This window comes from Phaeobacter sp. CC-HEC084, from assembly GCF_059429255.1.
This window is the reverse complement of sequence record NZ_JCAIJQ010000003.1, coordinates 195,831-214,325: the sequence shown is the minus strand read 5'-3', so window position 1 is coordinate 214,325 and position 18,495 is coordinate 195,831. Positions and strand designations below refer to the sequence as shown.

The window sequence follows — 18,495 nt, the reverse complement described above, 5'->3', positions numbered from 1 at the left end:
AGACTCCTCGTGAACGATTCGAGGAGAGACCCTGTGGCACCCACCGATTCCTATTTAACCGCAACAAGACTGCTGGATTTTGACTCGCCCTCAATCTCGAACCTGGTACGAGATCGTGGCTGGCATGACCTTGCCCGTGTCGACCGGATTGGCGCGGTTTATGACTTTGTCCGGAACGTGATTGCGTTCGGCTACAACCGCGTCGACGACATTCCCGCCTCTGCGGTGCTGACCGACGGCTACGGGCAGTGCAACACGAAAGGGACGCTTCTCATGGCACTGCTGCGCAGCGTAGGCATCCGCTGCCGACTGCACGGCTTCACCATCCACAAGGCCCTGCAGCGTGGCGTGGTGCCCGAATTGGTCTACCCCCTCGCACCGTCCGAAATTCTGCACTCGTGGGTCGAAGTCGAAACAGAAGAGGGCTGGATCAATCTCGAAGGCTTCATTCTGGACGCCCCCTTCCTGCAGTCGCTTCAGAAGGAATTCAGCGAAACAGAAAGCCTTTGCGGCTACGGCGCTGGAACGGATTGCCTGAGTGCGCCACCAGTCAGTTGGAACGGCGGCAGCACTTATATTCAGAAAACCGGTATCGTTCGTGATTTTGGAACCTTTGATGCGCCCGATGACTTTTATTTGAAATATAGTCAGAACTTCGGATTTGCGCGTGACTTTCTCTATCGCCACGTCATCCGTCACTGGATGAATGCCCGGGTTCGCCGCATCCGTCGTGGAATGTTGCCAAAGGTCCCTGGTCTCAGTCGACCGAACCACAGCCATGAGGAGAACAACCGTGCCGCATGATCATGGCCATACCCACATTGATCCTGAATCAGGTGATCGTAGGGTCTCCATCGCAATCTGGGCCAACGGGCTTCTGACCGTCGCGCAGATCGTTGGCGGCATCCTTTCCGGCAGCCTGGCGCTGATCGCAGATGCCCTACACAATTTTTCGGACATGGCGTCACTGGTGATCGCGTTCGTTGCGCGCAAAATCGCCAGACGACCCGCCGATGAACGCATGACATTCGGCTATGGTCGGATTGAAATCGTCGCGGCACTCATCAACTACACGACCCTGATCCTGATCGGTTTCTACCTGATCTATGAGGGTGGCATGCGGATGATCGACCCGCCCGAGGTCGCTGGTTGGACGGTGGTGATCCTGGGCGGTGTGGCACTCGTCGTCGACACGTTGACGGCGCTGCTCACCTATTCGATGCAGAAAGGCAGTGTGAACATCCGTGCGCTTTTCCTGCACAACCTGTCGGACGCTTTGGCCTCTGTGGCAGTCATCATTGGAGGGTCCCTGATCATCCTCTACGACATGCGATGGGTCGATCCCGCAATCACCATCGGCATTGCCCTTTACATCCTCTATCTGGCTTTCACTGAGATTGGCGGTCCGATCAGAACCCTGATGCTCGGCAGCCCACCCGACATCGACAATGCAGCCGTCGTTGAGGCGCTGCGGAGCGTCGATGGTGTAGCGGACGTTCACCACGTGCATCTGTGGCAGATGGAGGAGCACAAGGCGGCGCTGGACTGCCACGTGGTGCTGACAGCGGGCGGCTGGGGTAAAATCGAAAAGATCAAGGCAGCGATCAAGGACCGGCTGAAGGAGGACTTCAACATCGCCCATTCCAGCCTGGAGTTCGAACACGAAGACCGCGCACACGAAAACGCCGACCTCTACGGTCACGGCAAGCCTGAAGAGGAGGAGAACCGTTTTCACTGAGCTTGTGAGAGGTCATGAAGGTGTGATCGACGTCGATTGCGAGTGCAAGCTAAGCGACAGCGACCTGAAACGGGTGCACGGCCTGCTTCAAGCCAGCCTGGCCTGGTCCTCGAACTCACGAGGTTCGAAGCCTTCAAGGTTCCGTCTGCTTCTGAGCCGTTGCAGAACTGCTGAGAGCCCGAATGCGTCCTATTCGCCAAACAGATTTAGGTAGAACCGATTTAAGGGCAATTCGAGACTCATTTGACGATCGAGATGGCTCGGACGCTTTGACATGCCGTGGGATTGGCGCAGCGCGGAACGTGGCGGATGACGACGGGCGGCTCGGTCACCTCGCGATCTTGCTGACCGCCGCAACCGCAACACGCATCATCATTGTTGCAATAGTATATTTTCGTAGGTATGCTGGGTGAAGATTGTCAAGGGTCCTTGCCATGCGTTTCGAATTCAAAAACCTCCCTCTGGCGGCCTTTTTAGCTCTCGCCTTGACCGGCCCAACAGTTCCGACACAAGCACGCGCCCAAACCTATCAGATCGATTGTGCCATCCTGCTGTGTTTGTCCGGTGGATGGCCAGCTTCCGTGCCCTGCGCCCGCGCACGGGCCGAGTTCATCCGGCGCATAACTCCATGGCCGGTGGAGCCGCCGCTTCAGATTTGGCGCTGCCCGATGGGTGCGTCTTACGATGGACCTGCCAGGTCGCGGCCCACGGACCGGATCTTCGATGCCCTATATGGTGGTTCAGGAACCCCTCCAAACTCTTCAGCCCCGCTCTTCGAGCAGGCAGCCAGGGCAGGCGGGATGCTTGGGCCTAAAGGCTCCAACGCGGCTTGGGACAGCCTCGTAAGGGCCGATTACGCTCTCCAGCTCGTGGAAGACCGCGCCGACATCGATATCAGCGGGCCGGAGTTCAATTTCGTGCGCTCCATCCGCGTCTTTGACGTTCGTTATGCCCGCCAGCATGAATCCGGGCGAGATGGCGACTGCAACCGCAGCGCCGTCGTTGTCCTCGGCACCTACGGGATCCAGGGCGATTTTTCTTGGAGGGCGTCGTCACCCGCAGCGCTTCCCGCGGCGCATGCCGGTCTCGAGCGATGGGGCCAGCACTGCCCGAGCATTTATCACAGATCCGTCTTCGTTGAGTGGCGTGACTATAGCGGGAATTACGGCTTCGAGCAGGTCAATTACTGACTGTTGATGCGCAGCGACGTCGCGCAGAGCCTTGTACGAAATCAAATCTGGAATGCAGGAAAAACCACACAATCGAGGGCCATAAAGGCCATATTCTTCCATATCAGTCCTAGCGACAATTCAGCTGCGTGAGAGACGCGAAGTCGATTTCAGCTTTATCGGCATCGCTAAGATCCGGGTAAATCCTTGAGACGCGCTGTGGGCCATGCATGTCCCACCGGATTGCCAGAGCACCTGTGTTCCAGCGATATACCCAGCCGATAATGGTTTCTTCATCGGCTGCAATCAAATTGGCGATCGCGACGCCTTCGACCTCAATTTCATTCACTGTTTACTGACTTCCTGCAATTTGGCGTTGCGGATAGCAGCTCAGATACAAATCGTTTGCTGCAACCGTATGCCGGGCCTCGTTAAAATCGGTTACTGTTCGTCCTCGCGGTAACGAATTCACACCGGGAGAAGTCACCTCCCGTGTTCTCGATTGATGAAATCGCTTAAATCCTGTGGTCGGGCTCCGTGGCGGCTTCGACGATCGCCAAGACATCGAACGGGTCAAAGCCGATGGCGCGCGCCAGAACGACCAGTTCGACGACGTCGATCCGGCGTTCGCCGCTCTCAATGCGCGCCACGAGAGATTGATGGCACTTGAGCCTGTTCGCCAAGTCGTCCTGGCCCAAGCCTGCTCTTTTGCGCGCGTCGACCAACGCCTGGCAGAGTGCCACCTGCCCTTTGCTTCTGATTGTTTTTGCCACGCGTCACATACCTTTTGTGACGTCGCTAGCGGATGAAATCTGTTATCTAAAAAGTAGATATTTGAGGGTGTTATCGGTGTCTGGTTTTCACGGGCTGCTAGTCTGATGCTCCCGAGGCTGCCCATCAATCCCCTACCAATTGCAGAAATCGGCCATAGTCCTCGCTGACTTCCCGCGCTTCTTCGAAAGCGCGGGCGCGTTCGCTGTCAAGGCAACGGAAGTAGCTCTGGATATCCTGGATGTAATTTTCGAAATCGCCGCGGATGATAGCCGCATAGTCCCGCGCGGCCTGCGAATCACTTGGCAGGAAGGGGCGGGGCGGGGCGAAGCAGGATTCCGCCAAAACCGGCCCGGGAACGCAGATCAGAAGGGCCAGAGCTTGCAATGGGAGCAGGCATATCAACCTCGGGTTTCTCAAACCTGTTATCTCCTTGATCGCGGACACTGGCCGAGACTAGTGTTTGCGTGACCAAACTACAGCCAAAGCATGATATTACATCTTGCGGTTGATAATATACTATCGTAACTCTGGGCTTCAAGTGGGAATGCCTAGGGTCGCGCCATTGGAGAAAGCGTGAGCCGGGCCATGAACTGGGACATCGAAGCACCAAATGTGGTTACGGAAGCACGTTTCCGCGAACTCGTGGAAAGCGGCTATAGCGCAGAAATCCTGTGCCAAGAATCGGCACACAAGAAAGGCCCCAGCTATTACGGGGTCTGGATCATGCGTGTGGTCTCCAACGAAGGCGTGGAGAAGCTGCTGGTCACGGCCCGTACTCGGACGACCTATAACGACATCAAGATCCGCGAGTTCAAGACGATCTCTGGCGTGGTGTCTTTCTTCATTGGCCTTGGTTTTGCGCATGTCGACCTGCCGCTTGAGGCGGGGACAAGCCGTACGCACAAACTCGCCCCGCCAGACAAAGCCCCATCAGAAAAGGGCACTGGCAGCTAGCCTCGTCTGTCTCTGGCTGGTCACAGCGCCAGCTTCAGCGCAAATGGTCCTGGTCATGGAGAGCGACGGCTCCCTGACCCCGTCCCGCTCCCAAAGCAGCTTTGCTCGAAACTACAATGACGGGATTGGTCAGGGTTCGGCCTCCGATGGGATCGCAATATTCGGCGAGGTAGAGGACGAGCAAGAGGGCGTCCAAGTTGCGGCCCTTGCCCGCCTGACTCCCCTGCCCCGCGCCGATGTTCTCTCTGGGATTCAGACCACGGCCTTGCGCTATGCCGGCCATCCGGGCCTGCGTCGCGCGGGGCTTTCCGTGACCGATTGGCTGGCTCTCTATCGGGCCAATATCGAGGTTGAGAGCGCCTATCGACAGGATGCGATCTCGAGCGCGGGCGCTATAGGCCTTGGCCAGCTGATGCCCGCCACTGCCCGTGATCTCGGCGTTGACCCGCGTGACCCGCTGCAGAACCTCGACGGGGCCGCCCGCTACCTCGCAATGATGTTGGACACGTTTGGCGATCCACGCCTTGCCCTCGCAGCCTACAACGCCGGACCCGATGCGGTCCGCCAGTACGGCGGCATTCCCCCCTACCGAGAAACCCAGAACCACGTGGCCCGCGTCATGGCCGTCGTGGCCCGATTGGAAGGATCAAATTCATGAGACAGATTTCAAACCTCTTTGTCGCCTCACTGGCGCTATTCCTGCTCATTGCCGAGCCCGCCCTTGCCCAAAGCATCGATCTATCCCCGATCCAAAGCTTGTTGCAGGGCATTGTCGATGCTCTAACCGGCCCGCTCGGCGTCGTGATCGCCACACTCGCGGTCCTTGGCGTTTTCTTGAGCTGGTTCTTCAATATCATCGATCTGCGTCAGGCGCTCTGGGTCCTCGTCGGGATCGCTGGTGTTGCGGCCGCTCCCACCATCGTCGCCGCGGTTTTCGCCGGTGGCTGAGCGCTCGCCTCTCTTTCTGGGCCTCGTGCGCCCGCCGAAGCTTCTGGGCCTGCCCATCATGTACGCGATGGTCTGGCTTTTCGGCTCGGTGCTCTTGTTCGTCTGGGTCCAGCACATTGCGGTGCTGGGCGTAGCCGCCCTGCTCTACCCGGTTCTCTGGAAGGCCGCGGACTGGGATCCGCGTTTCATCGACGTGATGATGACGGCGCTGCAAGAGACGCCGCCCACGCGGAACCGCTCCATCCACGGCGGGGACAGCTATGCCCCGTGAAGCCGCGCTTGATCTCCGCACGATGACGCCGGAGTGGTATGCGCGCGAGACCCGCCTCGCGCACATGCTGCCCTATGTGAGCCTCGTCGATCACCAGACCGTGCGGACCCGGGTCAACGAGCTTTTCCAGTGCATCCGGCTCGACGGGGTCAATAGCTACACGACCGATGATGCCTATCTCGACAAGGTGACCGCGCTCTTTGCCCGGATCATTGCGCAATTGGGGCCGGAGTTCAGCTATTACGTCCATAAGGTCTCGAAGGCGATCACGCCGGACCTCGAGCCGCTGCGCGAGGACAGTTTCGCGGGAGAAGTCGACCGGCTCTGGCGCAAAAAGCTAGAGACCAGCGGGCTGCGCGACAAGACGCTCACCCTTACGATCATCCATCGCCCGCCTCCAAAAAGCGTCCTGCCATTCCTGAACCGCAGCTCGCCGGATCGCCTCAAGGAAGCGACCGAGAAGCGCCTTCGCCGATTGGGCGAGGCCGTGAACGTGTTCCTGTCTGGCCTGACGGAGCTTAACCCACGTGTGCTTTCGGCCAAGTCCGGCGAGTTGATTGGCTTCCTAGGGGCCCTCAACACTGGCCAGGAACGGCCGCTCTATCCGGCGAACACCTATGGCTTCCTGTCCTTCAACGTCGCCAACACGCGAGTGACGTTTCAAGGCGATCACTTCGAACTCTCCGAAGGCGTCGTGGGACACCGCTACGGCAAGAGTTTCACCATCGGGGAATACTCGGAAGGCACCTCCTGCACCATGTTCGACATGCTGAACCTGCCGGTCGACATGATCGTCACGCATTCCTTCACGCCGATCAATTCGAACCTCATGGCGGGCCGGATCAAGCGCCAGAAGCGCCAGATGCAGGCCAGCCAGGACGCGGCCCTCTCGCTCATGGAAGCCCTCGATATCGCTGCCGATGATCTGGAGGCCAAGCGGCAGAGCTTCGGCGAGCACCACATGGTCGTGACGATTTTCTGCGATACGCTGGACGAGTTGCAGAGCTTGAGCGCCGAGATCGTGAACGCCGCGGCCGCCGAAGGCGTGAAGATGATCGGCGAGCGGGTCGCGGCCAATGCGCATTACCTCAGTCAGCATCCCGGCAACCAGCCCAAGCGCGTGCGTGCCAGTGCGATCACCAACCGCAACTTTGCGGATTTCGCAGCATTTCACCGGACTCAGCTTGGCAAGCCTGCTGAGAAAACACCCTGGGGCAAGGTTATCACCTATCTGCCCACGCCCGAGCAGAGCGCATACCGGTTTTCCTATCACGAGCAAGGCTCGCCCGACAAAGAACCGACCAGCGGGCATACGCTGATCATGGGACGACCCGGGTCAGGCAAGTCGGTCCTCTCGGCCTTCCTCATGACGCAAGCCCGTCGAGCAGGGGCGCGGATCTTCGTCTTCGACTACCGTTTTGGTATGGAGATGGCGGTCCGCGCCAACGGCGGGCGCTACGCATCGCTCAAAGCCGGCCAATCCACGGGCCTCAACCCGCTCTGGACCGAGACCGATGCGCGCGGCACCGCCTGGCTCTCGGACTGGCTCGCCACCCTGCTCTATCGTGCCGACAAGCCGCTGACGCCCGCGCAAACAAATCGCATCCAGGAGGTCGTGCGCCAGAATGCGCAGGCCACGAACCCAGCCTTGCGGAACTGGCGCGACTTCGCATCGCTGTTCGTTTCGACCGACGATGGCGGCGATCTGCACCAGCGGCTGCTCGAGTGGACCGAAGAGGGCCGCTACGGCTGGATTTTCGGACAGACGCTGGAAGACACTTTCTCGCTGAAGGGCAATGTGGTGGGCTTCGATCTGACCGGCATTCTCGACAGCGAGGCCGAGAAGGAACGCATGGCCGTCCTCTCCTATCTCTTCCGCCGGGTTGAGCGCGAGATCGAGGATCGGCGCCCCACCATCATCGTGATCGACGAGGCCTGGAAGGCGCTCGATAACGCGTATTTCGCCGAGCGGCTGTCGAACTGGCTGGTAACCGCGCGCAAGCAGAACACTGTCACGGTGATGATGACGCAATACGCCAGCCAGCTCGAGCGCACCCAGACCGGCAAGACCATCATCGAAGCCGTGCCCACGCAGATCCTGCTTCCGAACATCCGCGCCCATGCCGCCGATTACGCGATGCTGAACCTCTATGAGAAGGAGCTGGACGTCCTTCTCAATACCGGCAGCGACAGCCGTCTCGCCCTCATCCGAGACGACCAGGGCTCCATCGTCGTCGATGCCGATCTGAGCGCGCTTGGGCCCAATCTAACCATCCTTGGCGGCATGGAAAAAGGCGAGGCGCTTGTCGGCGCCGATTACCGCAACCGCCCGGACTTCTGGAGGATTTCATGACCCGTATCTTGTTTTTGCTCGCCGCACTCGGCGCTTTGGCCTCCTGCACCCAATACCAGGAACCGCAGGCCAATTGCTTCACCTTCCTCGCTTCGACGGCCCCCATCGCGTCTGATTGCAGCTTCACGCCGATCGGCGCACCGGAGCGCGACATTGAAGTCTAGCCTGCCCCATATCTTGGCCCTTTGCCTGCTGCCCGGTCTCGCCTTGTCCCAAGGTGTGCCGACCAATGACAGCGGGCTGACCGCGCGCGATATCGTCGAGACCAGCGATCGCGAGGCCGATCTTGCGATCCAGGCCGACAAGCTTGCCGTGCGCGAACTCATCGCCGAGATTGAACGCGAGCAATTGGCCACCCTGCAGCGCATCCTCGATGCCCAGACAAGCTTTGGCGGCCAGGGTCTGTCGGCCATGGTCTCCGGGCTCGAGAGCGGCAGCGGCGATCCGACCCGCTCCGTCGAGGCGGTCTATGGCACGGGTGAGATCGATCCCAATCCCGGCGGCGCACAGATGTTCGGGGATGCTGCGGAAAACATCGAGCAGCTCATCATCCGCGTCGCGCAGGAGACCAGCGGCTTTGCAGGCGTGGGCCGCGCGGGTCTCTCGCCGGTTCAATGGCGCGCACTCCTACAGGCGCTCATCTGGCAGGAAAGCCGGTTTACTATTGGCGCCCGCTCGCCCGTCGGCGCCTTTGGCCTCACCCAGATTATGCCCGGTACGGCCAGCGATCTCGGCATCAACCCAGAATACTACGACAGCCCCTACCTGCAGGTGCATGGCGGCGCGCGTTATCTCGCCACCCAGCTCAACACCTTCGACGGCAATATCATCAACGCGCTTGCGGCCTATAACGCGGGGCCCGGCCGGGTTTTCGAATATGGCGGTGTCCCGCCCTTTACCGAGACCCAGCACTACGTCCAGGTCATCCCCGAACGCTACAATCTCTACCTAAGCCGCATCGGCGGGATCGAAGCGCTTGGGACGATCGACCCCGCTCTGCTGGCCAATGCTAACCTCTCGATGACCGGGCATGGCGCGGCTTTCTATGGCAACAACTCGCCCGCCGCGATCAGGCAAGCTGCCCTGCGTATCCAAGACATCGTCACGCGGATTTCCGCGACGGAAGACGTGCAGGAAAGCGTCGCGCTCAACACCTTTGCCCGCGCCGAACTCGTGCGTCTCGTCGCGGCCCGCATCCGGCTACAGGCGGCGCGGACCCGCGTACTCTCGGCCGAAGAGCTGGCACAGGCCAGCGCCCGCATGGCCGAGGGCGCGTTCATGGAATTCACGATCAGGGAGATAGACTGATGAGAGATTTACTCTTGAGAACGGCCTTAGCCACGACACTTGGGATTGGCCTACACTTGGGAACCCTCTCCCTTGCCCTGGCGCAAGGTGTGCCCGTCGTCGACACCCAGAACATCGCGCAAAACATCCAGCAGCTCCGGCAGATGATCGAAGACGAGATCCTACAAAACGAACAGCTGACGCAGCTCCGCGAACAGCTTGCGACACTCACGGACCAACTCGCGGAGCTGCAAAGAACCTATGAAGCACTTACCCGCCTTGCCGAACTTCCCGAGATTATCCGCACCGAGATGGAGGACGAGCTGAACGGCCTGCTCGACCAGGAGTTCGGCGATATCATCGCCACGATTGAGGCGATCAAGACCGGAGACTTCTCTGGCCTGTCGGGCTCCGGCGCGGGCGAGATCGAAACACAGATGGACCGGGTGCTGGCCGATCTCGGCTTTGATGATGACACGCTTTCGGAAATGGCCACCAGCGGCAATCCTGGGGCCAATCGTGTGGCGACACAAGCCACAACCGGCGCACTCGTCTCGGCGGCGGCCCAGAACAGCTATGAAGACGCAGGGCAATCGTTGGAGCGCGTCGACCGGCTCGTCGGGCTGATCGATGACATGGACGAACTCAAGGAAAGCATCGATCTCAACACGCGCGTCACAGCGGAGCTCGCCATTGCGCTCGTCGCCATGTGGCAGCTTGAAGCGGTGCAAACTGTAGGCGACGGCACCGGCGGTGTGATCGATGCCGCCACCATCGCAGAAGAGCAGCGCTTCATGGACTTTACGCTGCCAGACCTGCGCGCAGACTGATTCAGGGGTGTGACGCGTGGCGAGTGAACAGGAAATCATCGAAGAAGAGCTGGTCTATGGTGCCCTGCGCCGCGAACGGCTCTGGCAGCGCCTTGGACTCATCGGCCTGATCTTCGGCATCCTCGGATGTCTAAGCGCGGCGGCTGTCGCGATCCTCGATGTCGATCCGCCGCCTGTGGTCGTGCCTTATGATCCCGAGACCGGCTTTGCCCTGCCCGAGGCCTCAGTGGGCGCGACGTCTGTCACAGCCAACCAGGCTATCATCGAGGCAGAAGTCTTCCGCTACGTGACCGACCGCGAGGTCTACAATCAGCTCGACAATGATCTGCGCATCCGCAGCGTCCTGCGCCGCTCGGACGGGGCGGCCGAGAGCGGGTTACGCCAGATCTGGAACAGCGCCAACGAGAATTACCCGCCGACAGTTTATGGACCCAATGCCCGGCTCGATGTGGAAATCCTCAGCATCAATCGCATCGGCACCAACCGCGCCACCGTCCGCCTGCGCAAGCGCCTGACCTCCATCAATGGCGTCCAAACCGGGCTTTTCACCACCACGCTTCTCTTCGAGTTCCGCCCCGAGACCCGCCGCTCCATCGATGAGGTCTGGACCAACCCCTTCGGCTTCACGGTCCTCGAATATTCCGTCCGCTCCGACAGATTGGAGAATTAGTTTGATCAGTAAGTTCTTTGTTGCTGGCCTAGTTGCCCTGCTGCCGGTCCTCGCCCATGCCGAAGCGATCCCGCGCGGCGGGCCCAACGACAGCCGGGTGCGCTTGGCTACCTACCAGGAAGGTCAGGTTTATCGCCTCAACGTCTCGCTTACTCATGTGACGACGGTCGAGTTCGGGGAAGGCGAGAGCATCCGCTCGATCATTGCGGGCGACACGGAAGGCTTCGAGATCGACGGCGTACCCGGCGGTCAGGCCTTCGCGATCAAGCCGGTGGCGCGCGGGGTGCATACCAATGTGACCGTCTACACGAACAGGCGCAGTTATTACTTTAACGTCCAGGAGACCCGCAGTCCGACCTTTTACGTGGTCCAGTTCCGCTACCCCGAAGACAATACGCGGCCCACGCGTACCATCGCGGCCCAAGCGCCGAACTACAATTACGGGGCCAGCGCGCGCACCGAGGTCACCCCAACCCGCGTCTGGGATGACGGAACCTTCACGTATTTCGAATTCCCGCGGAACGCGCCGGTGCCCGCAATCTTTCGCTACACGAATGGTCGCGAGCGTACGGTCAACACACAGGCCACCGAGGACGGCGTGATCCGGGTCTCCGGGGTGAATAGGCAATGGGTTCTGCGGATCGGTGACGAGGTGGTCTGTATTGAGGCCACACCGCCTGCGGGGGTGGGATCATGAGCGACACCGGAAACGCGGACCTCGAAAAACGCCTCGCCGCCCTCGAGCAGGGCAAAGGCGCAAGTTCGCCCCCTGCCCTGCGACGCTCGCCGCTGCTCGCTTTGGTCATTGCCCTCGCGATCGGCGCCGGCGGTGCACTGCTCTATCTCCTGTCCCAACCCGAGGAAGAGGAAGCCCTGCCCACGGCCACGCCAGACGTGTTCCAGAACGAAGGCGACGGGTTCGGCGCCATCGAAACCCTTCCCCCACCCGAACCTGAAGTCGTTCTGGTCGCACCAGAGCCGGTGGAACCGAACGCCGAGCTTTTGGCGCAGCTCGCCGCCCTTCAGGCCCAGATCGAGGAATTGCGCAACGCGCCCGAACCGGTGGTCGAGGAAGACACGGCTGCCGCCGAAGCCATCGATGCGCTGACCGCGCAGATCGCAGCGCTGCAAGCGGCGTCGGAAGCCGCGCAGCAGCAGTTTCGCGATGAGCTCACGGCGCGCGATCGCGAGTTGGAGCAGCTCCGCATGGACCTCGAACTTGCGCAACTCGAAGCCAATCGCCCTGCCCCCGCGCCGTTGGGCCCATCTGAGGACGAGCTGCGCGCACGCGAAGAAGAGCGACTGCGCCGCGAGGAAGAAGCCCGGCGCATGGCCGAGCTGGAGCGCCGCGCCGCGGAGGAACGCGCCTTCCAGGAACGGCGCATCACCTCGCCCACCATCGCTTTTGGCGGCACGTCTGGCGCAAATGAGACGGCCTTGACCGAACGCACCTTCGGCGAAGTGACGGATTTTGTGCTGAATGGCGCACTGCCCACGTCGGTGACTCAAGCCGAGGTCATCGCAAACCCGTCCAACACCATCATTCAGGGCACGATGATCCAGGCCGTCATGGAAACCGCCCTCGACAGCTCCCTGCCCGGCCAGACCCGGGCAGTTGTCTCCGAAGATGTCTACAGCGTCGACGGCTCTCGTCTCCTGATCCCGCGTGGGTCCCGCCTCATCGGGCGGTATCGCTCCGGCGTTGATATCGCGCAGCGCCGGGTCACCATCGCCTGGGACCGGATCATCCTGCCTGACAATCAAACCATCCAGATCAGCTCTTTCGGCGGTGATGAGCTTGGCCGCTCAGGCGTGACCGGCTTTGTCAATACCCGCTTCGATGAGCGTTTCGGCTCGGCAGCGCTGATTTCGCTGATCTCCGCCGCACCAAGCGCTGCCGCTGCAAATGTGCAGGATGAGACCGCGGCTGATGTGCTCGAAGACGTGGGCGATGATCTGGCAGATGCCACGGACAGCGTCATTGGCGATTACCTCTCCATCGGCCCCGTCATCTATGTCGACCAGGGGGCCCGCGTCACGGTGATGGTCGACCGCGATCTGGAGATCTTTTGAGGCCATGTCGCTGAGCTATCTCCAGACCTCGCTTGATCGGATCGACGCTGCCGCCCGCGACGATGTCATCGAGATCTGCATCAACCCCGACGGGACCTGCTGGGGAGAATTCCAGGGCGACCACTTCATGCGAAAGCTCGACCAGAAGCTGACCGCAACCGAAGTCAAAGACCTCGGCAACCAGATCGCCTCTTCCGCCAACACAACAATGAGCAAGGACCGCCCCATCGTCTCGGTCTCGATCACCTACAAGGGCCGACCGATCCGGGCCCAAGTCATCACCCCGCCTGCCGTGCTCTCTGCCATGTCGATCAGCCTGCGGTTCTTCTCGAGCCTGCCGCTCGATGGGATCGCGCTTGATTTCCTCTATGGGAAAGAACGCAAGCTCGAAGAACTCCGCCTCGAGAAAACCCGCGAACTGCGAGAGGTCGTGGCGTCTGGCGTTATCGACGATGCCTTGGCCTTCTGCGTCGGCAACAAGCTCAACATGATCGTCTCGGGCGGCACCTCCACCGGCAAGACCGTCGCCGCGCGCAAGATCCTCTCCCACGTGCCGGCCGAGGAACGCATCGTCACCATCGAGGAAGCCGCCGAACTTCTGCCGACCCAGCCAAATGCCGTGACCCTCATCGCCAACCGCGATGCGGAGTTCCAGACCGCCGATGTGCTTCTGACCGCAACGCTGCGTATGCGCCCCGACCGGATCATTCTGGGCGAGGTACGTGGCAAGGAGGCCATGACTTTCCTCGAAGCCATCAACACCGGCCATGGCGGGTCCATGACCACGCTGCACGCCGAAACGCCGCAACTTGCCGTGCAACGTCTGGCCATTGCAGCCCTCAAGACCGAGATCCCCATGACCTATGCCGATATGATCCAGTACATTGAGAATTCCATCGACGTGATCATCCAGGCCGGTCGCCACAGCGGCAAACGCGGCATCACCGAATTCTACCTCCCCGGCGCAACCGAGATCGGAGCTTCCCAATGAAGACCTTTGAATACGACATCCTCAGCTTTCCCATGACCCGCAAGACGAGTCTTGCCGACATGCAGGCCAGCCTGAACGCGAAGGGGGCCGAAGGCTGGGAGGTGGTGTCAATCAGCTCCTCGGAGTTCGCCAATATCGGGCACACCGTTTTCCTGAAGCGCGAAACCACACCCGCTGGAGCCACGGCATGAGACAAGCGCAGCACCTCGCCTTGGCCGCGATGGCCCTGAGCCTACTGGCTATCCCCGCCTTCGCCGAGCGCAATCTGGTGCCGACCCTGGGTCGCAGCTTCAACGTCTGTCCGGACCGGCCCGCCGAGCCCGTCTGGATGCAAGAAATCCCCCTGCGCCAAGCCTATCAGCGCGTATTGGTCCAAGACATATACCGCGCCCAAAACCTCGAGCGCATCGTTGAGAGCGGCAACTGCGATTGCGAAATCCGGTTCCCGTCCTGGGACGCTGCCGAGGCGGTGTTTCGTGAGCGCCGCGCCAGTGACGAACGCTGGGAGATGCTGCAAGCTTCGGACGCATACAACCGCCGCGCCAACGACGTTCGCCTTGAGGCCAAAGCCATCTGCGAAGCCGCAGGCAATTGGTAGGGCAGCCCCATTATGAGCGTCGTCACCTACTTCGTTGAAACCTCCCAGGGTTATCTCGACACCGCAGCGGAAACCCAGTTCGGTTCCGTTGCGGCAACTGTCGGCACGCTTCTCGTCCTGGGAACAACGCTCGTGGTGATCCTCGTCTTCCTGAACATGATCTACCAGTACAAAGCGATGGACGGGCGCACTGCCTTCTGGCTAGCGGTCAAGATCGGGCTGATCGGGGTATTTGCGACTAACTGGGTGCAGTTCAACGCACTTTCCGCCGCTATTCTGGCAGGCATCGACAGCATTGCTGGTGCGCTGGTGGCTTCGGTTGGTGGTGGAACCCCGGGTCCCTCTGGGACCTTTGCGGAAGAATTCGACCGTTTGATCGCCGAGTTGGGGGACTACTTGAACGCCGCTGGTTCAGAGTTGAACTGGATGGCCGGCGCCATGCTCGACATAGTCGGGGTGCTGTTGCTTTCCATCCTCGGCGGGCTGGCCGCCTTCATTCTTGTGGCATCCCGCCTGATGATCGCGCTCCTGATTGGGATTGCCCCGGTGATGATCTTCCTGACCCTCTTCGAAGTGACCAAAGATTACTTCGCGCGATGGCTTTCGGCACTGGTTTCCTTTGCGCTTTACCCCATCGTCGTCGCCGGCGTGTTCGCGACAATCACGGGCGTCTCTTCCGCACTCATCGGCGAGCTTGGCGACCCGGAAGGCGCCTCAAATATCGGCGCTCTCATCCCCTTCTTCATGATGGTGCTCATGGCCAAGGGCTTCATCATCGCCACCCCATTTATCGTCCGCGCGATCTCCGGTAACATCATGATGCCTGCCCTCTCCGGCGGTCTCGGCGGAAGCTACAGCTTCGCCCGCGCCGCAATGGGCAGCCAACAGGCGTACAATCGTTACTTGATCGGCGGGGCAAGTGGGGCGGAATATGCCGCCCTTAGAGCGCGGCAGTTCTTCGGCGTACAGCAGATGCCAGTGCGGCAAGGCATGGGACAGACAGGTCAGGCAAGCGGCACTGGGTCACCGGGGGCCGGGTCCCAGATGCTTGCGCAACTGGCACGTCTTGGAAGGCTGGGGCGGCGGTGATGAAGTTTTGTTTTGCAATGCTACTGAGCCATGGATGAACGAGGGTCCCAGAAGCATTCGCCAGTAAAAACCTTGCCATTGGAGCTGGTGCAAGCAATCCTGCGCTCAGCAGCCCATGGAAGATCTATCGGGCTTGAAGAGGCAGTACGTGTTCTGGACTGCGATGCGCATCATGCCAACCGCGTCTTGCGCCAGATGGCTGAGGCTGGGTACTTGGAGCCTGCCGACATCCTGGACGGTTTGTTTTATTGGCAGCTCACCCCGAATGGGACACGCCTCGCACTGGAACCCAAGCGAAAGCGTATCGGTCGCGACAAGGTCCAGACCATCATTTCTGCACTTCTCGCCCGGGCCAAGGTCATCAACGGCGACCCCGATCGCTTGCAGCGCATCACCTTGAAGCTGTTCGGCAGCGCGCTCGAGGAGCGTGACGACTACGGGGACGTAGATGTTTCGATTGTGTATATGCGGCGCCAACTGGGCGATATCGAACGAAAGCGCATCGAAAATGCACTGAAGGCCCGCCAAAGCAGGTCAGACCGCCAATCCTTTCAGGGGAGGCTCATGGGGGCGGAACGTCAGGATACGCGCGAGATCATGGCGTTCATCAAAAAGGGTCTGCCACATCTTTCACTCATGAACGACGATCCTAAGGACCTTGGAGCACCCTACCGCTGGCTCGTCAACCACGACGTGAAAACGGACAGACCAGTTGACGTTTCTGACGATATCGTTCGACCCAATGGGCCTTCGATCCTCGACCAACACCCGAGGAAACCGCTACCACCCATCACACTGCTTGAAGCACGACACAGAGCCATTTCTGCGAATACCAAAGTTGCGATTGATGACATGCACATAGGTTTGGAAGATGCAGCCGCGCTTGAAGAAAAAATGTGGTCTCCAAAGGTCACACGCAAAGGCGATTTCGTTGCCAATGACATCAGAAGTGAGAAGCGGGTCAAATTCGCCGGGTTTCAGCACTTATGTCCGATCTGGAAGAAAGACCTAGGCGGCGTAGCGATGTTGAAGGAAGCCCTCGACTGGTGCGATGAACATAAGGTTTGGGTCAGGGACCTATTTCCGAGAGTTTCGATCCAACGGTCCGACCGGACACATATCATACGGCTCGGGTGGGGCAATGACCTGATCTATTTCAATGTCGGTGGTAGTTCGACAACTGGGAGCCTGCTGCCTCGAAATCGAACACGCGTTTCCAAAATTGACCTGGCCGGAGCTTATGCGGTCGGAAGGGCACTTTCGAAGATGTATGATGAAAGCCGGTGCGCGAAAATGCCATGGTTCAGCGCCGAGATCTTGCTTCCCCTGATGGAGGTTGAAAAGCTCCCGGATTTCCCGCGGCTGCATAAAGCTGGCGCGTTCAAAGAAGGCGCCTTTCAAGGCCTGCGGGAGGTCACCTTCTTCTGAGCTCGGATCGCGCGCCCTACTCCGCACGAACCTGTTTCAATAGAGAAGCACGCCTAATTGTCCGGCTCCACCTTGACGATCAACTGGCGTTGGCTGTCGTACCTGTACTCGTGCAACCTGCGTTCCTGAATGAGCTGAACGGCTTGGCTCACATGCTCAGGGAGCACGTAGAACCATTCTCGAGGGTGGACCGCCTTGCCAAACCGGTCCGTGATCACAAGACCCTGCGGACGCGCTGCATCAAAAAAGCGATGCAAAAGGTCTTCGACCTTCATGCGCTCCAGATTGTGCAACTCGTAGGTGGCGACAATCTCTACAGGCGCGAGCAGGAATGTTGGGTCGTTCTTCGCATCAGCAATGCGCCTCCGGACATCCTGACTGGTCACACCGACCTTGTGCAGGATCCTTGACACTTCTGCGATTTCCGGGGCTGTCGACAGGCTTCGCGCCACATACACTTTGCCGGTGACCGCCATGCTATCCTGATCCCATTCCGGATCGAGCCGCCCAAACCCGGCTCTTTCGACGATCCGTGCGGTCTTATCCGCTGCGAGCGCTTTGCGGAATGACGATGATAGAGGATCATTCTCCATGCCATTGGAAAAGATGATCCGTAAACGGTGATCCGGCTTACCGCTCCTGCGCGAAAGTTCGGTTTTTTCGGCGACATAGACCAGGAGACCGCGATGAATGAAGAAATCGCCTTCATAGACCGTGATCTCAACATTGTCCTGAACCGGGAGAACCTTTCGATCTCCGGACTCGAGCTTCGACTGCATCTCGGCAAAGCCGCCTTCGAAGTGTTCGAAATCCGGGCACGGGAACATATCAGCCCGGTGGTCAGGCAACTGACGCTCTGAGGCTGGCGTCACGTTTCGGATGTTGAGAACTGCATCGTGCACGTCCAAGTCATCATCGCCGAAGATGTCGTCGAGGCTTGCCGGAACGTCCTCGTCGGCAACGTCTTCGCGCCAATCGGGCTCGGGCTCAGCCGGAGACTCCGTTTCGGGAATGGTTGCGGCCGGTGCCACTGGATGGCCATGCCCAAGCAGCCGGTTCCGGTCTGCCGCCATCATCGCAGCCGATGGACTGGTCCGAATTGAACGCCAGATTGTCCCGAGTTTCATCTCCTCAAGGTCCAGGCTGTTGTCGTCCGGAATCCGACCGTTCGACTCATAGAAAGCATTCACCTGCGAGACGATCTCGGCGTTCCGAGCATCTGGCGTTGCCGCCGCGCCGCGGTTTGTTTCCTTTATGTCGAGAAGCCCGAATTCATCCGGCTCGTCGAAGATTTCATCGAGAGATCGGTAGCGCGGCATGTG

23 protein-coding genes are annotated in these 18,495 nt (G+C 60.0%); 19 read left to right on the top strand and 4 right to left on the bottom strand.

Annotation, left to right across the window (positions count from 1 at the left end):
• Positions 1 to 33 precede the first annotated feature (33 nt).
• From AC5SSZ_RS13390 to AC5SSZ_RS13380, 3 genes are all read left to right on the top strand, one after another.
• Positions 34 to 804: a transglutaminase-like domain-containing protein gene (locus AC5SSZ_RS13390; RefSeq protein ID WP_008282972.1), complete on the top strand. Its 771-nt coding sequence runs from the start codon at positions 34 to 36 to the stop codon at positions 802 to 804.
• Positions 794 to 1,738 carry a cation diffusion facilitator family transporter gene (locus AC5SSZ_RS13385; RefSeq protein WP_008282971.1) on the top strand — a complete coding sequence of 315 codons (945 nt, stop codon included), beginning with the start codon at positions 794 to 796 and terminating at the stop codon, positions 1,736 to 1,738. The genes AC5SSZ_RS13390 and AC5SSZ_RS13385 overlap by 11 nt, the downstream gene beginning before the upstream one ends.
• A 434-nt stretch (positions 1,739 to 2,172) precedes the next feature.
• Positions 2,173 to 2,928, top strand: coding sequence for a hypothetical protein (locus AC5SSZ_RS13380; protein WP_168594906.1), 756 nt, complete (start codon positions 2,173 to 2,175; stop codon positions 2,926 to 2,928).
• Positions 2,929 to 3,037: 109 nt separating this feature from the next.
• Here AC5SSZ_RS13380 and AC5SSZ_RS13375 read toward each other — a convergent pair whose 3' ends face one another.
• The 3 genes from AC5SSZ_RS13375 to AC5SSZ_RS13365 form a co-directional block, all read right to left on the bottom strand.
• Positions 3,038 to 3,256, bottom strand: a complete 219-nt coding sequence (locus tag AC5SSZ_RS13375) for a hypothetical protein (RefSeq protein WP_274840943.1) — start codon at positions 3,254 to 3,256, stop codon at positions 3,038 to 3,040.
• A gap of 166 nt (positions 3,257 to 3,422) precedes the next feature.
• Complete coding sequence (locus AC5SSZ_RS13370) at positions 3,423 to 3,680, bottom strand: helix-turn-helix domain-containing protein (protein WP_132464589.1); 258 nt, start codon at positions 3,678 to 3,680, stop codon at positions 3,423 to 3,425.
• Between the two features lie 124 nt (positions 3,681 to 3,804).
• The gene (locus AC5SSZ_RS13365) at positions 3,805 to 4,056 is read right to left on the bottom strand and encodes a hypothetical protein (protein ID WP_317963157.1); all 252 of its coding nucleotides are present in this window, start codon (positions 4,054 to 4,056) and stop codon (positions 3,805 to 3,807) included.
• A 210-nt stretch (positions 4,057 to 4,266) separates the two neighbouring features.
• Between AC5SSZ_RS13365 and AC5SSZ_RS13360 the strand changes: the two genes are divergently transcribed.
• From AC5SSZ_RS13360 to AC5SSZ_RS13285, 16 genes are read left to right on the top strand one after another with little or no spacing between them, the layout of a single operon-like run.
• Positions 4,267 to 4,635, top strand: coding sequence for a hypothetical protein (locus tag AC5SSZ_RS13360; protein ID WP_093363101.1), 369 nt, complete (start codon positions 4,267 to 4,269; stop codon positions 4,633 to 4,635).
• A gap of 43 nt (positions 4,636 to 4,678) precedes the next feature.
• The gene (locus tag AC5SSZ_RS13355) at positions 4,679 to 5,293 is read left to right on the top strand and encodes a lytic transglycosylase domain-containing protein (protein WP_350080339.1); all 615 of its coding nucleotides are present in this window, start codon (positions 4,679 to 4,681) and stop codon (positions 5,291 to 5,293) included.
• Complete coding sequence (locus AC5SSZ_RS13350; protein ID WP_012187323.1) at positions 5,290 to 5,583, top strand: TrbC/VirB2 family protein; 294 nt, start codon at positions 5,290 to 5,292, stop codon at positions 5,581 to 5,583. Before AC5SSZ_RS13355 ends, AC5SSZ_RS13350 begins: the two co-directional genes overlap by 4 nt.
• Positions 5,576 to 5,854 carry a VirB3 family type IV secretion system protein gene (locus tag AC5SSZ_RS13345; protein ID WP_008327373.1) on the top strand — a complete coding sequence of 93 codons (279 nt, stop codon included), beginning with the start codon at positions 5,576 to 5,578 and terminating at the stop codon, positions 5,852 to 5,854. Before AC5SSZ_RS13350 ends, AC5SSZ_RS13345 begins: the two co-directional genes overlap by 8 nt.
• Positions 5,844 to 8,207 (top strand): VirB4 family type IV secretion/conjugal transfer ATPase, encoded by a 2,364-nt coding sequence (locus tag AC5SSZ_RS13340; RefSeq protein WP_495438374.1) that lies wholly within the window; start codon positions 5,844 to 5,846, stop codon positions 8,205 to 8,207. Before AC5SSZ_RS13345 ends, AC5SSZ_RS13340 begins: the two co-directional genes overlap by 11 nt.
• Entirely contained in the window at positions 8,204 to 8,371 is a 168-nt protein-coding gene (locus AC5SSZ_RS13335) for a hypothetical protein (RefSeq protein WP_165198600.1), read from the top strand. The genes AC5SSZ_RS13340 and AC5SSZ_RS13335 overlap by 4 nt, the downstream gene beginning before the upstream one ends.
• Positions 8,361 to 9,515 carry a lytic transglycosylase domain-containing protein gene (locus AC5SSZ_RS13330; protein ID WP_317963141.1) on the top strand — a complete coding sequence of 385 codons (1,155 nt, stop codon included), beginning with the start codon at positions 8,361 to 8,363 and terminating at the stop codon, positions 9,513 to 9,515. Before AC5SSZ_RS13335 ends, AC5SSZ_RS13330 begins: the two co-directional genes overlap by 11 nt.
• Positions 9,515 to 10,324, top strand: coding sequence for a type IV secretion system protein (locus AC5SSZ_RS13325; RefSeq protein WP_046212126.1), 810 nt, complete (start codon positions 9,515 to 9,517; stop codon positions 10,322 to 10,324). The genes AC5SSZ_RS13330 and AC5SSZ_RS13325 overlap by 1 nt, the downstream gene beginning before the upstream one ends.
• A 16-nt stretch (positions 10,325 to 10,340) precedes the next feature.
• On the top strand, positions 10,341 to 10,994 hold the full coding sequence (locus AC5SSZ_RS13320) for a VirB8 family type IV secretion system protein (RefSeq protein ID WP_046212125.1): 654 nt from the start codon (positions 10,341 to 10,343) through the stop codon (positions 10,992 to 10,994).
• A gap of 1 nt (position 10,995) precedes the next feature.
• The gene (locus AC5SSZ_RS13315) at positions 10,996 to 11,691 is read left to right on the top strand and encodes a TrbG/VirB9 family P-type conjugative transfer protein (protein WP_046212124.1); all 696 of its coding nucleotides are present in this window, start codon (positions 10,996 to 10,998) and stop codon (positions 11,689 to 11,691) included.
• The gene (locus AC5SSZ_RS13310; protein ID WP_046212123.1) at positions 11,688 to 13,067 is read left to right on the top strand and encodes a TraB/TrbI/VirB10 family type IV secretion system protein; all 1,380 of its coding nucleotides are present in this window, start codon (positions 11,688 to 11,690) and stop codon (positions 13,065 to 13,067) included. Before AC5SSZ_RS13315 ends, AC5SSZ_RS13310 begins: the two co-directional genes overlap by 4 nt.
• Before the next feature lie 4 nt (positions 13,068 to 13,071).
• Positions 13,072 to 14,058 (top strand): ATPase, T2SS/T4P/T4SS family, encoded by a 987-nt coding sequence (locus tag AC5SSZ_RS13305; RefSeq protein ID WP_495438373.1) that lies wholly within the window; start codon positions 13,072 to 13,074, stop codon positions 14,056 to 14,058.
• Positions 14,055 to 14,249, top strand: coding sequence for a DUF4177 domain-containing protein (locus AC5SSZ_RS13300; RefSeq protein ID WP_230798254.1), 195 nt, complete (start codon positions 14,055 to 14,057; stop codon positions 14,247 to 14,249). Before AC5SSZ_RS13305 ends, AC5SSZ_RS13300 begins: the two co-directional genes overlap by 4 nt.
• Positions 14,246 to 14,656, top strand: coding sequence for a hypothetical protein (locus AC5SSZ_RS13295; RefSeq protein ID WP_495438372.1), 411 nt, complete (start codon positions 14,246 to 14,248; stop codon positions 14,654 to 14,656). Before AC5SSZ_RS13300 ends, AC5SSZ_RS13295 begins: the two co-directional genes overlap by 4 nt.
• 12 nt (positions 14,657 to 14,668) lie before the next feature.
• Complete coding sequence (locus AC5SSZ_RS13290) at positions 14,669 to 15,745, top strand: TrbL/VirB6 family protein (protein ID WP_495438371.1); 1,077 nt, start codon at positions 14,669 to 14,671, stop codon at positions 15,743 to 15,745.
• A 30-nt stretch (positions 15,746 to 15,775) separates the two neighbouring features.
• On the top strand, positions 15,776 to 17,173 hold the full coding sequence (locus tag AC5SSZ_RS13285; RefSeq protein WP_495438370.1) for a hypothetical protein: 1,398 nt from the start codon (positions 15,776 to 15,778) through the stop codon (positions 17,171 to 17,173).
• 53 nt (positions 17,174 to 17,226) lie between these two features.
• On the opposite strand, the gene AC5SSZ_RS13280 is transcribed toward AC5SSZ_RS13285, so the two are convergent.
• Positions 17,227 to 18,492: a GIY-YIG nuclease family protein gene (locus tag AC5SSZ_RS13280; RefSeq protein WP_495438369.1), complete on the bottom strand. Its 1,266-nt coding sequence runs from the start codon at positions 18,490 to 18,492 to the stop codon at positions 17,227 to 17,229.
• Between the last annotated feature and the right edge of the window lie 3 nt (positions 18,493 to 18,495).

Excerpts from the sequence above, each read along its gene's own strand:
- AC5SSZ_RS13295 (WP_495438372.1), top strand. The coding sequence starts at position 14,246 with ATGAGACAAGCGCAGCACCTCGCCTTGGCCGCGATGGCCCTGAGCCTA.
- AC5SSZ_RS13335 (WP_165198600.1), top strand. The coding sequence starts at position 8,204 with ATGACCCGTATCTTGTTTTTGCTCGCCGCACTCGGCGCTTTGGCCTCC.
- AC5SSZ_RS13305 (WP_495438373.1), top strand. The coding sequence starts at position 13,072 with ATGTCGCTGAGCTATCTCCAGACCTCGCTTGATCGGATCGACGCTGCC.
- AC5SSZ_RS13360 (WP_093363101.1), top strand. The coding sequence starts at position 4,267 with ATGAACTGGGACATCGAAGCACCAAATGTGGTTACGGAAGCACGTTTC.
- AC5SSZ_RS13355 (WP_350080339.1), top strand. The coding sequence starts at position 4,679 with ATGGTCCTGGTCATGGAGAGCGACGGCTCCCTGACCCCGTCCCGCTCC.
- AC5SSZ_RS13290 (WP_495438371.1), top strand. The coding sequence starts at position 14,669 with ATGAGCGTCGTCACCTACTTCGTTGAAACCTCCCAGGGTTATCTCGAC.
- AC5SSZ_RS13325 (WP_046212126.1), top strand. The coding sequence starts at position 9,515 with ATGAGAGATTTACTCTTGAGAACGGCCTTAGCCACGACACTTGGGATT.
- AC5SSZ_RS13310 (WP_046212123.1), top strand. The coding sequence starts at position 11,688 with ATGAGCGACACCGGAAACGCGGACCTCGAAAAACGCCTCGCCGCCCTC.
- AC5SSZ_RS13280 (WP_495438369.1), bottom strand. The coding sequence starts at position 18,492 with ATGCCGCGCTACCGATCTCTCGATGAAATCTTCGACGAGCCGGATGAA.
- AC5SSZ_RS13300 (WP_230798254.1), top strand. The coding sequence starts at position 14,055 with ATGAAGACCTTTGAATACGACATCCTCAGCTTTCCCATGACCCGCAAG.
- AC5SSZ_RS13380 (WP_168594906.1), top strand. The coding sequence starts at position 2,173 with ATGCGTTTCGAATTCAAAAACCTCCCTCTGGCGGCCTTTTTAGCTCTC.
- AC5SSZ_RS13350 (WP_012187323.1), top strand. The coding sequence starts at position 5,290 with ATGAGACAGATTTCAAACCTCTTTGTCGCCTCACTGGCGCTATTCCTG.
- AC5SSZ_RS13285 (WP_495438370.1), top strand. The coding sequence starts at position 15,776 with ATGGATGAACGAGGGTCCCAGAAGCATTCGCCAGTAAAAACCTTGCCA.
- AC5SSZ_RS13340 (WP_495438374.1), top strand. The coding sequence starts at position 5,844 with ATGCCCCGTGAAGCCGCGCTTGATCTCCGCACGATGACGCCGGAGTGG.